The 12,022-nt window shown below is 41.7% G+C and carries 19 protein-coding genes and 2 pseudogenes; all 21 read right to left on the bottom strand.

The features are described 5' to 3' along the window. Nucleotides 1-9: 9 nt before the first annotated feature. Nucleotides 10-297, bottom strand: a complete 288-nt coding sequence (locus QUA34_RS29220; RefSeq protein ID WP_333390942.1) for a hypothetical protein — start codon at nucleotides 295-297, stop codon at nucleotides 10-12. A 154-nt stretch (nucleotides 298-451) separates the two neighbouring features. After that, nucleotides 452-829 carry a hypothetical protein gene (locus QUA34_RS29215; protein WP_333308645.1) on the bottom strand — a complete coding sequence of 126 codons (378 nt, stop codon included), beginning with the start codon at nucleotides 827-829 and terminating at the stop codon, nucleotides 452-454. 247 nt (nucleotides 830-1,076) lie between these two features. Continuing rightward, entirely contained in the window at nucleotides 1,077-1,286 is a 210-nt protein-coding gene (locus QUA34_RS29210; RefSeq protein WP_333390938.1) for a hypothetical protein, read from the bottom strand. A gap of 47 nt (nucleotides 1,287-1,333) precedes the next feature. Further along, nucleotides 1,334-2,104, bottom strand: coding sequence for a hypothetical protein (locus QUA34_RS29205; RefSeq protein ID WP_333390935.1), 771 nt, complete (start codon nucleotides 2,102-2,104; stop codon nucleotides 1,334-1,336). Between the two features lie 106 nt (nucleotides 2,105-2,210). Next, nucleotides 2,211-2,558 (bottom strand): hypothetical protein, encoded by a 348-nt coding sequence (locus tag QUA34_RS29200; RefSeq protein ID WP_333390932.1) that lies wholly within the window; start codon nucleotides 2,556-2,558, stop codon nucleotides 2,211-2,213. A gap of 66 nt (nucleotides 2,559-2,624) precedes the next feature. Beyond that, a complete protein-coding gene (locus QUA34_RS29195) occupies nucleotides 2,625-2,795 on the bottom strand; it encodes a hypothetical protein (RefSeq protein ID WP_333390928.1) in 171 nt (56 codons plus the stop codon). Nucleotides 2,796-2,860: 65 nt separating this feature from the next. Next, complete coding sequence (locus QUA34_RS29190) at nucleotides 2,861-3,103, bottom strand: hypothetical protein (protein WP_333390925.1); 243 nt, start codon at nucleotides 3,101-3,103, stop codon at nucleotides 2,861-2,863. A 35-nt stretch (nucleotides 3,104-3,138) separates the two neighbouring features. Further along, nucleotides 3,139-3,813, bottom strand: a complete 675-nt coding sequence (locus QUA34_RS29185; RefSeq protein ID WP_333390922.1) for an MT-A70 family methyltransferase — start codon at nucleotides 3,811-3,813, stop codon at nucleotides 3,139-3,141. 1 nt (nucleotide 3,814) lies between these two features. Then, on the bottom strand, nucleotides 3,815-4,207 hold the full coding sequence (locus QUA34_RS29180) for a hypothetical protein (RefSeq protein ID WP_333308665.1): 393 nt from the start codon (nucleotides 4,205-4,207) through the stop codon (nucleotides 3,815-3,817). A gap of 4 nt (nucleotides 4,208-4,211) precedes the next feature. Continuing rightward, the gene (locus tag QUA34_RS29175; RefSeq protein ID WP_333308667.1) at nucleotides 4,212-4,442 is read right to left on the bottom strand and encodes a hypothetical protein; all 231 of its coding nucleotides are present in this window, start codon (nucleotides 4,440-4,442) and stop codon (nucleotides 4,212-4,214) included. 115 nt (nucleotides 4,443-4,557) lie between these two features. Further along, nucleotides 4,558-4,824, bottom strand: a complete 267-nt coding sequence (locus QUA34_RS29170) for a hypothetical protein (protein WP_333308669.1) — start codon at nucleotides 4,822-4,824, stop codon at nucleotides 4,558-4,560. Nucleotides 4,825-4,834: 10 nt separating this feature from the next. Continuing rightward, nucleotides 4,835-5,083 (bottom strand): annotated as a pseudogene (locus QUA34_RS29165) (DUF1257 domain-containing protein); the annotation flags it as partial. Nucleotides 5,084-5,142: 59 nt separating this feature from the next. After that, the gene (locus QUA34_RS29160; RefSeq protein WP_333390918.1) at nucleotides 5,143-6,738 is read right to left on the bottom strand and encodes an IS1182 family transposase; all 1,596 of its coding nucleotides are present in this window, start codon (nucleotides 6,736-6,738) and stop codon (nucleotides 5,143-5,145) included. Nucleotides 6,739-6,921: 183 nt separating this feature from the next. Next, the gene (locus QUA34_RS29155) at nucleotides 6,922-7,137 is read right to left on the bottom strand and encodes a hypothetical protein (RefSeq protein ID WP_333390917.1); all 216 of its coding nucleotides are present in this window, start codon (nucleotides 7,135-7,137) and stop codon (nucleotides 6,922-6,924) included. 8 nt (nucleotides 7,138-7,145) lie between these two features. Further along, nucleotides 7,146-7,487 (bottom strand): DUF6283 family protein, encoded by a 342-nt coding sequence (locus QUA34_RS29150; RefSeq protein ID WP_333308675.1) that lies wholly within the window; start codon nucleotides 7,485-7,487, stop codon nucleotides 7,146-7,148. A 144-nt stretch (nucleotides 7,488-7,631) separates the two neighbouring features. Further along, nucleotides 7,632-8,006 (bottom strand): hypothetical protein, encoded by a 375-nt coding sequence (locus QUA34_RS29145; RefSeq protein WP_333390914.1) that lies wholly within the window; start codon nucleotides 8,004-8,006, stop codon nucleotides 7,632-7,634. A gap of 88 nt (nucleotides 8,007-8,094) precedes the next feature. Beyond that, nucleotides 8,095-8,508 carry a DUF6876 family protein gene (locus QUA34_RS29140; RefSeq protein ID WP_333390912.1) on the bottom strand — a complete coding sequence of 138 codons (414 nt, stop codon included), beginning with the start codon at nucleotides 8,506-8,508 and terminating at the stop codon, nucleotides 8,095-8,097. Nucleotides 8,509-8,558: 50 nt separating this feature from the next. Further along, nucleotides 8,559-8,867, bottom strand: a complete 309-nt coding sequence (locus QUA34_RS29135) for a hypothetical protein (RefSeq protein ID WP_333102132.1) — start codon at nucleotides 8,865-8,867, stop codon at nucleotides 8,559-8,561. After that, nucleotides 8,860-9,177, bottom strand: coding sequence for a hypothetical protein (locus QUA34_RS29130; protein WP_333390909.1), 318 nt, complete (start codon nucleotides 9,175-9,177; stop codon nucleotides 8,860-8,862). Before QUA34_RS29130 ends, QUA34_RS29135 begins: the two co-directional genes overlap by 8 nt. A 103-nt stretch (nucleotides 9,178-9,280) precedes the next feature. After that, a complete protein-coding gene (locus QUA34_RS29125) occupies nucleotides 9,281-10,849 on the bottom strand; it encodes an AAA family ATPase (protein ID WP_333390906.1) in 1,569 nt (522 codons plus the stop codon). Nucleotides 10,850-11,186: 337 nt separating this feature from the next. After that, nucleotides 11,187-12,022 (bottom strand): annotated as a pseudogene (locus QUA34_RS29120) (hypothetical protein); the annotation flags it as partial.

The raw sequence follows: 12,022 nt of genomic DNA, 5'->3' as shown, positions 1-12,022 counted from the left end.
ATTAATAATTTATAACTCTGCAATTATACATTGTTGGACCAATTTTAGCAATCTTTTCCTATCATTCAACACTTCTGCTTCAGAACTTGACCATCGGCTTTCAGAGTCATATCCTTCATCACCGCTAAGTACCACAATTTCAATTGATGTATTTTTGGGCCATTTGGTGATTTGTAGATGATATTCATTCCAATCTTCCCAGGTAGTAAGCTGATGAGTTTCTTTTGTGTATTTTATTACTTTGCCATCTTTGGCTTGCCAGGTACAATTTTCAACATCAAAGTCTGGTTGTGACATTATTTAATCCTCAATCTCACACCCTTACAGCGAAGCAAAATCTTACTTTGACTATTTTTATTGCCAGTAACATTCCCAAAAACATTACCAAAAACATTTTTAGAAACGTTACTAGAAACAAAACAAGAAACAAGAAATAAGAAACAAGAAACTGTTATATCAACCACCAATTTAAAGACTGAATCAATTTAGTAGCTTTGTCGATGACCTGAGTAACGATCGGTTGGGTAATAATCTGAATATTGGACAAACCTAATTCAGAAACAGCGTCAAGACAAGCACTTTCCCAAACACTCTCTTTGGTTTGAAAGAGCTTGATGGGAGTTAAGCCAATCGTCACATACTTTTGTTGAGAGAAACAAACTAATTTCGCTGCGTTGCCGGGTAAAAATTGAGGGGCAACGACTTCATGACTAACTTCACAAGGTAAGAGCTGACCTTCTTCGTTGAGCCATGAAGCTTCTTCAATTACAGAACATATTCTCAGTAGGTTTTCGACTTCTTGAGGTATTGAAAAATCTGGGCTGTGCATAGTACGATCAAAATCTGCTAAGGAATCACTACTTTACAGTGAAGCTTAGACTTTGCAATAAGCTATCAACAGTCAGGGGTGGCAAATCTGCGACCCCTGCGCTGACTCTATACCTCGCTTATACCTTGGCTATACCTCATCTTGACTCCTGATGAGGTAATTACCAATTCATCATTTGGCAAACTGATGCCCAATCCCGATTGATTTCTTCAGCAGTAAGGTGCGCGATGCGCTACGCGCCCGCAAGCTACGAACCCGCCAAGGAAGCTGTAGTGCCAAGAAAAACGCCATCTCTGTCGAATCGGAATTTATCTTCAAGTTCACATTCAGCTTCACCGATTGCTCCAGCAAAATCATCGTGTTCTGCCGGAGGGCAATTAACCACCCAAACCGCTTGAGCTGGATCAGGTTTGGGTTGGCCTGCCAGAGACATCATCAAAGCTTTTAAAGTTGTCATTGTTTCTCTGCTCAAATCACTCACAATCTCAAAGCGAAGCTAGCTAATTATTCAATCACCAAATCTTCCAATGAGGAAGAAATTAGTCTTGAAAAATCTTCTTCAAACCAAGGAAGTAAACTGTGATAAATGCCTTGGCTTAATAATCTCGGTTCAACATTACTAGGAAATTCGCTCCTAAGTATTTCCTTTTTATAAGCTACGGAAATATCATAGTAAGTTTGGCAGTAGTAAACAAAGTTCAAGATTATTACTCTTCTCAGCTTTTCGGCTGAAAGAATTTGTACTAAGTAATTGATTGAATCACTTAAAGTTTTTCTGTTTCCTTTAGCCCATTCCCAATCTTGAACTTGAGAAAAGGTGATATAGCTGTAGCCTCCCGTCAAATACCATTTCTTTTTACCGTACAACGTGTGTATGTAGGCAAGAAGTTTTCGACAAGCTAATCGCAAAGTATCTATTTTGCTTTCAGGGTATAACTGTCCATGTCCAATAAGATACCATCCTAAATCATCAGTCACTAAAGTATCATTTAACATTGAAGAAACGTAAGTTTTTCCAGCACTTTTTACTGTCTGGTCGTTGGCGCAGCCCTCGGAGAGGATCGACTTATCTTTCAAAAACTGAACCATTAAATCAAAACCAGGCTCACCATATTTGCAAGCTTCAGACATGGCACCAATTTTGGAGGCCAGATGACTTGATGCTAAACGGCTCCTGACACCGAATAGACCTCCGAGTACCGCAGCCCCTTCGGGAGCCAAGACTTGACTGCCGAGTACCGCATCATATTTTCTAGGGTTTTGTTGGTCTAACATTATTGGCTACTTCGTGTTTTATTGATATTGAAGCGAGTCATGCCCAGTGCTTCAACTAGAGCATGACGATGCGCTACGCGCCCGCAAGCTACGGGTGAAGTTGTTGCTAGCGTGGCGTTAACGGATAAACTTTGCTTTCTTTTTTGACAATTTCTAGCTGTTGCTGAGTCAAAAGGCAGAAATCTTCAATTTGCGTATCCAGTGCCACAATCAAAAGCTGTCCATGAAGAATAGTCCCATCAGGAAGAACTAAAGTTGGTTGACAAGCTTTTATTAAGAACTCGTCATCACATAGAATAGCGATCAACAGGTCAGAATAGCGCTGATAAACCCCTTCAAAGAAAGCTTCTTTACCGGGAATTCCTACAAGTTTTTGAATTTCTCGAACCGTTGGCATTTCAGTTGCCTTTACCTCTTGAATTCCTGTTGAGTTAACTAAGGCGTAAAATCGCATGGGTGACTCCTATTAATGAATGGTATTACCGAAAATCAACATCTTAAAGCGAAGCATTGCTATTGATTATTGAATCGGGATTCCCAATAATACTTTTGCAGCTTCAATATCTTCGGGTAAAACGTAAAGGGTAAACTTGCCTTGATAGACGTAGAATTCTAGTTGATAAGGCATTTGTTTGATAGCAGAAACAACTTTATGATGTTCGTTGAACTGAAAATCAGCTACTTTGTGCAACCCGGCAATATTTATCTGAGGTGAAACTATTTTTAAAACTGGGCGCGACCCAGTAATTTCGCTATTTATCTGTTAGCAAATTCGATTGAGATACACAAATCTGTGGCGACTTTCAGATAAATAGGAGGAACATAAACTCTGAAAGCACCTTGTTTCCAAAGCACATCAGGGTCAAATGGATGAAACTTTATCTGATGCGGAATCTGAGCTTGTTTGAGTCCAGATTCAATCGAGTCCTGTTGATGTGAAAGAAAGTCGCAGAGTGTTACTAATCCGTTTTCACTTTCTTGCAGTTGAGGTAATGACATACTTGATTTTGGGTAGTTAATGAACAATCAAAACTTTAAAGCGAAGCATCTGGCGAATGAGCTTCAGCACCCCAAGAATCCCAGTTAGGGCGTTGTTCCCGAGCGAATAGTTCAAGCCTCGACGGATGCGATAACTTACCCAACTTTTCGCAGTTTTCAAGTTTGTCAGCGAGTCGATCGGCAATTCCCCAAAACTGTTTCGGCTTCTGTGAATGCTCTCTACGGGGAGCTTTGATGAGGTTATTGATGGTGGTCAAGCCATGACTGGTAAAACAGCCCGGTTTACCTTTAGTAGCCACCAGAAAATGTTCGGTGCAATTCCTGCCGTAGTGACCTAATCCAGCATGAGGGTTGCCGTCCTTGGTGGTTTTCTCCCAGGTGAAGGTCGAGCGATGAGTAAATCCCCAGCGATCGAGACACCGGAACCCCAGCGCTTGATGGTTGTTTGTTACCCACAGCAGCAGATAAGAGTCTGAGCTTGCGATCGCACTCATCGGCATATTGAGGATTTCGTCATCGGTCATGGATGGGTAACTGCAACGGCCTCGGTGAGTCTTGTCTGTTTCCCTAAGCGAGTAAGCCCACGGAGGATCGGCTACAATCAGCCGATATTCGTTATGCGGGATTGGTGGCAGATTCGGTATCAGATGCAGTGCGATCGATAGTTTCAGTTGTCCTACGCAGTCATCAGCTTTGTAAGTAATCTTCATGCTAATTTCTCCTTTTTTTCGAGGTTGATTTTGACGATTGCTGTTGTTTATCTTTTGCTAATTTTTTCTCAGCTTGTTCTTTGTTAATAACTAATCCCTGAAAAAACATCTCCTGTGCTTGCTTAATCTTCAGAGTGTCCTGTTGCTGAACTTTGAAGATTAAAAACTTGAGGATTTCGATCGAACTTTTCCCATCTAAGTTGGTCACATTTTGAAGGAGTTGAGCAGCAATTGCAAAATATCCAAGGTCATAATCTGTCGTTCCAGCTAACACTTTGACCGCGAATTGTTCCAAAGTCCAGTTATTCGATCGAGCTGCTTCAAAAATTTTATCAACCTCTTTTTGAATTCGTGCAGCTTCGTCTACTATTGCTTCTTCTGTGTGATGCCCCATAATTTCACTCCAATTTTTCTACTACTTCTGAAACTTTGATGCTTCGTAAAGCACAACCGTATATCTCGATATAGATATAGGTAATGATTCGACCTTCCGTAATCGAATCTTGAGCTGTTTTACGATTAAACAAGAAGAACATTTGCCACCAAGTCAAAAGCATTGGCGGTTCTTCCAAGACTTCTGTTGTTACTTTCTTTCCATCAATGATTTCTAAGACGACAATGTGTTTCATTTTGTTAGTAATTTGACCGGAAAACAATCAAGATTAACTGTTTCCCTAACACCTTAAAAGCGAAGCATTAACTTAAGTTAAGTTAGCTTTTGATACTTAACTAAGCCGTCAGCGATCAATCTTTGTCTGACAAATCAATCGAATCATAACCCAACTGTTGCACCAATCTCAGTGCTAAGCTACCAGGTTCTGTCTCGTATTTACTTTGAGTTGTTCGTGTAGTAATCAACAAGGCATCGGCTGCACGATCGAGACATTTTATAATCTCAATAAAATCGTCTATGTCAAGGACTACATTGCTTCCTTCTTGGTTGCTTGTAAAATTCCAAATCATGGTTTCTGTTCCTGCTAAAGTTTCTAAATTCCCTATGCGAAGCACCATGGTTTAAGACCTAACACCATTTACCAGCAACTATTACGATTTCGCCATTTTCTTCACTTTGAGACTCAATATTAAACCCCTGACTCCTTAATGCTGCTAGAGTATTTTCCCGTGCGTACCAAGGTAATAGTTGTTCCATAAATTTCTTAGCAGCATAAATGGAACCATCACGAGTTAAAAACTCATATTCATCTGTCCCTTCTATCAATTTAAAGCCAAAGTCGTAACCACCCTGATAGCTTTGTTTGCGCCGAATAACAAACTCTGCTAGAGCGTCGGTACAGTATTAGAAGTTGACAAAAAAAGAGATATATGAATCTACCCCGTCAAGGAATTCAACTCTATGCCCGGTTGAATGGGGGCAACCTTAGAGATTCGAGCAAGGACGTGAAGGTTATGGACAACAGCGACTCGACGTAGATCGAAAAGATTTTTCCGTTGTCCAAGATATCGAGCACGATCACCCTGCCAATGACCAATATGAGCCAGAGAGTGTTCAACTGTAGTACGTTTTCTTAAGTCTTTTCGACCAATAGCAGTGGATTGACGTGCTCGCAACTCTTGCATTAAGGCTTCATCAGGATGAATTGATACAGTTCGTCCTCTTTTACTATTCGTGCAACCAGACCTCAGAGGACAAATTGCACATTCAGTCGCCGGAAAATGAACAATTTTTCCGGGTTCAAATGGGATACTTACCTGATTGGGACAGCTAATTAAATGCGTATCCCAGTCAAGAAAAAAAGAATTTTTATCAAACCGTCCAGAATTTCTGACCGGCCACGCCTTGCAAAATATCTGTAATTTATCATCCCGTTGTGTCACCCAATGACTGGATAAATAAGCCCGATCAATATGTAACTCAGCTAGGTGAATATTTTGAAATTTTAAGTCACGTTCTAGGTCAACTGTAGCAGTGGCTTCCGGAGTATTTGCGCGAGTCAACGCCACCGCGCAAACTACACCACTCTCTAAATCTTTGAGGATGTGGCGTTTATATCCATCTATTTTCTTAGACTTGCTTTTCCGTCCATGTCGCATATCTGGGTCTTCAATAGAAATGCGACGGTCTTTAGCCACTCCTTTGCTTAAACTTGGAACTCCTTGAGAGTCAAAAGTTACATTTTGAGATTCAATCACTCGGGCCACATCCAGAGTCTCTTTGGCGACTTCAAACTCATTACAACCAGACTGGCTTTGCATCCATTCTTCCACAGAACATAAGCTGTTTAGAATCATTGATAGTGCATTTTGACGCTCTGAATAGTCATCCCAGTTTAAGTCTAAGGCTGTTTTTAAGCTGGAACTATTGAGAATTGGCGCACCAGCTAACTCGGCAATTTCTGCTGGCTCCCGCCCCTGTCTAGCAGCTATCACACTCACTGCTTTACGCAAAGCATGACCCAATAGATTATATGTATCTTCGACTTTACCAGCTCCCCATAACGGGGAAGAATCTAAAGCCGCTTTGAGTTGAGATGAGCCAAATCCACCTTTTTGCTTGGCAATTTCTACGGTGCGGTCAATTAAACGTTGGTCTAATTCTTTTTTAATTAATCGATTTCTGAATCTAATTAAAGTCGGTTTGCTGAAAGGGGAATTTTCACAATTAAGGCAATCGAGAACTAACTGCCAACGTTGATCCATTAGCATTTCTTCAATCACTTCATCATCAGAAATCCCTAGATAGGCTTGCAGAATAATTGCTAAGGCAATTTGTGCCGGAGGAACTGGGCTATTACCCACGGTGCTGTCTTTAAAGATGGTAGCGAGTTCTTCTTGGAACTCATCATTAAAGATGAATAAACGGTTAAGTCGCAGAAAGGTGAATAGCTTGGCTCGTTTAATGCGTTTGATAATCAACGCTTCATGATCTGATAGCTCAATTGGAGGATGCCATAAGGGAGGACGCATAGGTTTTTTTCTTCTTCCTGATTGTTAGGATTTAACAAGCTCCTAAATTCACTTATCATGCTTTCCTACTTTTGTCAACTTCTAATACTGTACCTACGCCCTAGCTTACTGTTACCGAATGGGTCACGGATATGACTGTTTGTTTCGAGGTAAGCTCCAGCAAGAATTCCATCAACTCCTGATTCAATCATTTTTTGAATAATCTCTTGTAGGACGATCGGATTCTTTATCTGGGTTCGGATTACACTGAGATGTGACATCTTCTAAATCTCCTAAAAGTTCTGAAAGTGGACGAGAAACGTACCGGGCAGCAGCAAGAATTTCTGAAGTGCATTTACCGCATTCGTAAGTTCTGCCATTTACTAAAGGATTGGGACAACCAGGGATTTTACAATTCATGCGTTGGCTTAATCTTTCAAAGTTTCCGCAAAAGTTGCTCGTTGTGCGCCATCCATCCCAAGCCGTGATATCTGGTTCGATCGCATCAATACCAATCGCAGAGCCAGATTATTGTTTCGCAATTGGTTGTAAATCCAGCCCACACATTCAAGCAGTTTCTCATCAGTGGAATAGTGACAACCCATTGCGACATTAGGACTTGCTAATTGCTCATACAGGTCTAGAGTTGGGTCAACGATTGTTCCTTTCAAAGCTTCATGATTTTCCCGGTTATAGTCAGGAATTTGTTTCAAATCTCTGTCTACTTTCCAGGGACAGTTAGCGCATTGTTTGGTTTGTACGAGTTGCATTGTTAGTATTTCACTGAAATTACTCGACCTAATTCATCTCTGATAATCTTGGGATTTTTGTTAATATTAATCCCACAATTTCGGCAAGTGTAATGTCTCAAGTAGCCTAACTGACCAAGAAAGATTAACTGACCGCTACAGACTTTACACGTCAAATTTGACACTTTCGTTGTCCTCTTTCAGGGTATTGTTGATAATTAAACCTTGATTTATTAAATCGACTGCGCGGTGTGCGATCGACTCATTTTTTTCAAGAGTTCCGTTAGCTAAATATCGCATAAATTTCAGCAATTCCTCGCTCTGAAAATGGGTACTGTAGCCAATCATGCGACAAGCTATTGCTACATAAGCATCTTTTTCTAAGACTGCATTTACCCAAACTTCAATTGCAAACTCAAGCGTATTGACTTTTCTTTTCAGTGCTTCAGCAAAAACTATATCAACTTTTGCCTGTAATTGTTGCAGTTGTTTTTGCCTTTCTTCGGGTGTAACTTCGGAAATTTGTCTGTTGGTCGTCATTCGATTTGCTCCTAATAATTGTTGAATGATGTAGTGCGAAACTTTATCTTGTTCCCCAAAGGTGGAGAACAAGACAGCTTTTTAGGACTTAATTTTCACTTGGCAACAGAAGGACTTTATCTTGTAGAAAAAGCTTGATATCAGTCAAAGGAAAATCTGTCATTGGTATCTGCTGAATAATCGCAGGTTTAGTTTCGGCAGTTGGTGAATCTTCCCAACAAGTCAAAACAGCATCATTAGGCGATCGAGGCTTAATGAATTCATGTGCATTTCCGACATGAAGGAACCAAAGCTGAAACTCGGTTAAGCTGTGAATTCTCCTCGCACGGGGCTGATGGGAGGCGATCGCATCAATCAACCAATAAGCTTGAGCATTATCAGCCAAATATTTGACTCCATCGGTGTACTGAATTCCGAGCCAATGTTTGAAATATTGCTCAGTTCCAGAAAAGTGTTTCAAATTCTGTGACAGTGTTTCAGCATCCATCATTGCCTTTGCCATAATCTGATTCCAAATTGAAAATCATTTCTTTACAGCGAAGCATTACATCACTATTTTCTTACGATTTCTTGAAGTATTTCCAACTTACTAAGACTTACTATCTGACCTTCCACATACATAAATGGCGGAGGGTCATTAAGCAGTGCTGTTGCATAATTCCAGAGTTCTGTACCTTCTTCTGGTGGAGTAAACCAAGTACCTTTCAAAGTTGCTCTAATGCCCATGATTCTTTCTGCATCAGCAATGGTAGCTGCAACTAATTTGGCATCAGCTCGACAAATACAGACACATTTACCCTTGTAATTGGCGAATGCTGGAAATTCTGTTGGTTCATTTATCTCATTAATTAGGTCAGACATTTGAGTTTCCTTTTTCTTCAAATGGTTCTTCTATTTTCTGCTCAATAGCAAAAGCAAGAATGGCGATCGCATCTCTCATGGCTGCTTCATCTCCCTGCTTAGAACGTAGAATCAGTAAGGGAATTCTGCTTTTATCAGGAAATACCTCATTAACCATAATCAAAGCATTTGCGTTGCCAGCTAGGGCGGTTGACCAAATAACTGAAGCAAATGCCCAATTATTTATGACTTCTTTTTTGCCTTGATCAGTATCAATGATTTCGATCGTTGACAGAGGATGAACATAATGCTGAAATTCTGGTTTGTGCATATTTTTGGTTTGTTGATAACAAATCAGAACCAAAAAGCGAAGCATTTAACCTTTCGGCTACACCCTTCGGCTTCGCTCAGGGCGACGCTTCGCTTTTTGATGATTAATTCTCGTCAACCTCAAGAGGTGAGAGATGAGAGTAGGAAGTTGCAGGTGTTTCATTCCGATCGGCAATGCTGGCAGATTTAGCGCCCGATCGAATTGCCCAAGTTTTAAGGTCATCAATTTGACCTTGAGCAATCCGCGCTAACGGGACGCAACCAGTAATTGCTATGGTCAAGTCTCGTTCTGTGAATTCGCGTCCGGCACTGAACGCAGTTTGCATCGCATCAAAAATGACTTGCTCAATCTCTGCACCGGAGAGAGACGGTGACTGACTTGCCAACATTCCGCAATCAAACTCTCCCGACTTCACTCGCTCAGGACGGACATGGGTGAGGTGAACTCGAAAAATTGCCTCCCGCTCTGAGTGGTTTGGCAAATCAACCCAGAAAATTTCATCAATCCGACCTTTGCGAATCAGTTCGGCGGGCAAAACTTCGGCGCGGTTGGCAGTCATGACCACGAATACCGGCGCAGTTTTTTCTTGCATCCAGGTCAGGAGCGCACCGAATACCCGCTGGCTTGTGCCAGAGTCGCCATCCATGCCAGACGTAATGTTCGCGAAGGCCTTATCTACTTCGTCTAAGAACAGAATGCAGGGTGCGATCGCCTCCGCTAACTTAATGACTTGCCTGATGCGGTTCTCGCTTTCGCCGACCATACTGCCAAAGACCCGACCGACATCGAGGCGCAGCAGGGGCAATTTCCATTCAGCAGCAATGGTTTTAGCCAGCAGGGATTTACCCGTTCCCTGAATGCCGGCGAGTAAAACACCCTTGGGATTGGGCAGACCATACTCACGGGCTTCGTCGCTGAAAGAGCGCGATCGAACTGTTACCCATTGCTTGAGATTTTCGAGTCCGCCGATCGACTCCAAACTAGATTGAACCGGGATAAATTCAAGGATGCCTGTCTCTCGGATGGTTTGGCGCTTTTCCTCGATGACCGCAGCGAGGGCCCGAATATCAACTTTTCCCAGAACTAAGCACTTGGCAAGGACGCGGGCAATTCGGCACCGAGTCAGTCCCTGGCAAGCCTTTGTAAGCTGTTGCCGTTGTTCTGGATTGAGTTTTATATTCTTGCCAACCAGTCGATCGATCAACTTCGATATCTCCTCGATGCCTGGTAAAGAGACATCTACCACCGTAATTTCTTCCCGCAGTTCTTGAGGAATTCGCAGTTGATCTGAGAGGATGACGAGACACCGACGGTCACGAGCGATCGCCACTGCCAAATTTTTCAGTTCCCGGACGATCGCTAGTTGGTTACTTGCTATCTGCCCATTCGCACCCGGTGCAATCAAAGTCGCAATGTCTTTCATGACGAACAAAGTGACTTGTTCCATTGCCGGCGCTTTGCTGATCCGCTCCAAGGCTTGCATCGGATTTCCCTTGGATGTAGTCGAATCTGTCCAACCTCTGGCAAAATCCCAAAAGTAGATTTGCCCTTCCTTAGCTTTTGCTATATCACACAAAATTTCTTCGGCGGTTTCCTCTTCTGGGCTTACTACCCACAACAAAGGAAATCGTGCCATCAACATTAGCTGAATTTCTTTTTTTAGGTCTATCATATTTCTATCCCCTGATTAAGTAAGTCGGCGCTTTAAAACGCAACTATGTAAACGATGTAAAGTGTCCAAATGCTTTCTCTTGGCTAACTTAAGCCTATTTACATACGGTTACATTATTCGGTTTAATCCCGCCTATCTACTTACTACCGATTACCAAGTAGCGATTGCCAATTACCCTATTACTGGTTGACGATTACTGGTTGATACGAGAGTGATTATGAGTTTTGAGTTTGAGTCCTCACTCACTACTCAAAAGTCAAACCACGAAACCCAAACTTTCTCTCTTTTTTCTCAGTAACAGTTGTTGAGAGCTGTTACTGAGTTTTTGTTTCTGTTTCTAGTGAACAAGAGCAAGTTTGGGTTTCTTGCTTTTACTGGGAATTTTTTCAGAAACGTTATCAGAAACATTATCAGAAACGTTTTCAGAAACGTTATCAGAAGTGTTTTCAGAAACGTTATCAGAAGTGTTTTCAGGAGTGATAACAGGTGATAAATGAGTTATCATGCTTTTCAATTCTTCAATTTCTTTGAGAGCATCAGACAAGTCACCATGCAAAGTCTCGTTTTCGACCATAAGCTGTGCGTCTGTAACGATACCATCATCACTATCATCAAATTCTCGATCGACTTCTAAAGCCCCACTAACTTTTTGTTGACTTTGCAGGTTAGTGATTGTTGTTGAAGCTTCTCTTAGCTGAGTTCTCACTTGTTCTAGTTGAGCTTCTAGGACTTGTTTCTCGCCAACTTGTGCTTGTAGAGCTTGGATTTGAGAATGCAGACTCGACACTTCTCGTTCTCGTGCTTCGATTTGTCCATTAAGCTTAGATATCTCACTGAGTCGATCGCGAGAAGCCGTTTCAAATTCAGCAACTTCGAGCAACCGTTTTTCAGCAACTGACAATTTTGCTAGTAATTCATTGCGTTCGGAGGTGAGCAAATCTAACTGTTGACGAAATTCTTCAGAATCTGTCAACTTTTGCTTGTTCAGATTCATGTACGCTTCCCTGAGTTCATTGCGCTGGCGTTCGTACTCCGATTTATAAAACGTCAACTCCATTACATTTTGAGGAAAATCTTTGAGCTGTTGGCGCATCAACTCATTTTCCTGAGCTAACTGTTTCATCCGATCGCCACTCACGCTGGTATCAGCTTTTTGATAAGCCAGTCTGTAGA

Source organism: Microcoleus sp. POL10_C6 (genome assembly GCF_036701585.1).
Taxonomy (GTDB): Bacteria; Cyanobacteriota; Cyanobacteriia; order Cyanobacteriales; family Microcoleaceae; genus Microcoleus.
The sequence above is the reverse complement of the archived record's forward strand: the minus strand, read 5'-3'. Positions and strand labels throughout refer to the sequence as shown.

Excerpts from the sequence above, each read along its gene's own strand:
- QUA34_RS29160 (WP_333390918.1), bottom strand. The coding sequence starts at position 6,738 with ATGCGTCCTCCCTTATGGCATCCTCCAATTGAGCTATCAGATCATGAA.
- QUA34_RS29140 (WP_333390912.1), bottom strand. The coding sequence starts at position 8,508 with ATGGCAAAGGCAATGATGGATGCTGAAACACTGTCACAGAATTTGAAA.
- QUA34_RS29170 (WP_333308669.1), bottom strand. The coding sequence starts at position 4,824 with ATGGTGCTTCGCATAGGGAATTTAGAAACTTTAGCAGGAACAGAAACC.
- QUA34_RS29210 (WP_333390938.1), bottom strand. The coding sequence starts at position 1,286 with ATGACAACTTTAAAAGCTTTGATGATGTCTCTGGCAGGCCAACCCAAA.
- QUA34_RS29150 (WP_333308675.1), bottom strand. The coding sequence starts at position 7,487 with ATGCAACTCGTACAAACCAAACAATGCGCTAACTGTCCCTGGAAAGTA.
- QUA34_RS29205 (WP_333390935.1), bottom strand. The coding sequence starts at position 2,104 with ATGTTAGACCAACAAAACCCTAGAAAATATGATGCGGTACTCGGCAGT.
- QUA34_RS29215 (WP_333308645.1), bottom strand. The coding sequence starts at position 829 with ATGCACAGCCCAGATTTTTCAATACCTCAAGAAGTCGAAAACCTACTG.
- QUA34_RS29125 (WP_333390906.1), bottom strand. The coding sequence starts at position 10,849 with ATGATAGACCTAAAAAAAGAAATTCAGCTAATGTTGATGGCACGATTT.
- QUA34_RS29155 (WP_333390917.1), bottom strand. The coding sequence starts at position 7,137 with ATGAATTGTAAAATCCCTGGTTGTCCCAATCCTTTAGTAAATGGCAGA.
- QUA34_RS29145 (WP_333390914.1), bottom strand. The coding sequence starts at position 8,006 with ATGACGACCAACAGACAAATTTCCGAAGTTACACCCGAAGAAAGGCAA.
- QUA34_RS29220 (WP_333390942.1), bottom strand. The coding sequence starts at position 297 with ATGTCACAACCAGACTTTGATGTTGAAAATTGTACCTGGCAAGCCAAA.
- QUA34_RS29130 (WP_333390909.1), bottom strand. The coding sequence starts at position 9,177 with ATGCACAAACCAGAATTTCAGCATTATGTTCATCCTCTGTCAACGATC.
- QUA34_RS29190 (WP_333390925.1), bottom strand. The coding sequence starts at position 3,103 with ATGTCATTACCTCAACTGCAAGAAAGTGAAAACGGATTAGTAACACTC.
- QUA34_RS29180 (WP_333308665.1), bottom strand. The coding sequence starts at position 4,207 with ATGGGGCATCACACAGAAGAAGCAATAGTAGACGAAGCTGCACGAATT.
- QUA34_RS29200 (WP_333390932.1), bottom strand. The coding sequence starts at position 2,558 with ATGCGATTTTACGCCTTAGTTAACTCAACAGGAATTCAAGAGGTAAAG.
- QUA34_RS29175 (WP_333308667.1), bottom strand. The coding sequence starts at position 4,442 with ATGAAACACATTGTCGTCTTAGAAATCATTGATGGAAAGAAAGTAACA.
- QUA34_RS29135 (WP_333102132.1), bottom strand. The coding sequence starts at position 8,867 with ATGTCTGACCTAATTAATGAGATAAATGAACCAACAGAATTTCCAGCA.
- QUA34_RS29185 (WP_333390922.1), bottom strand. The coding sequence starts at position 3,813 with ATGAAGATTACTTACAAAGCTGATGACTGCGTAGGACAACTGAAACTA.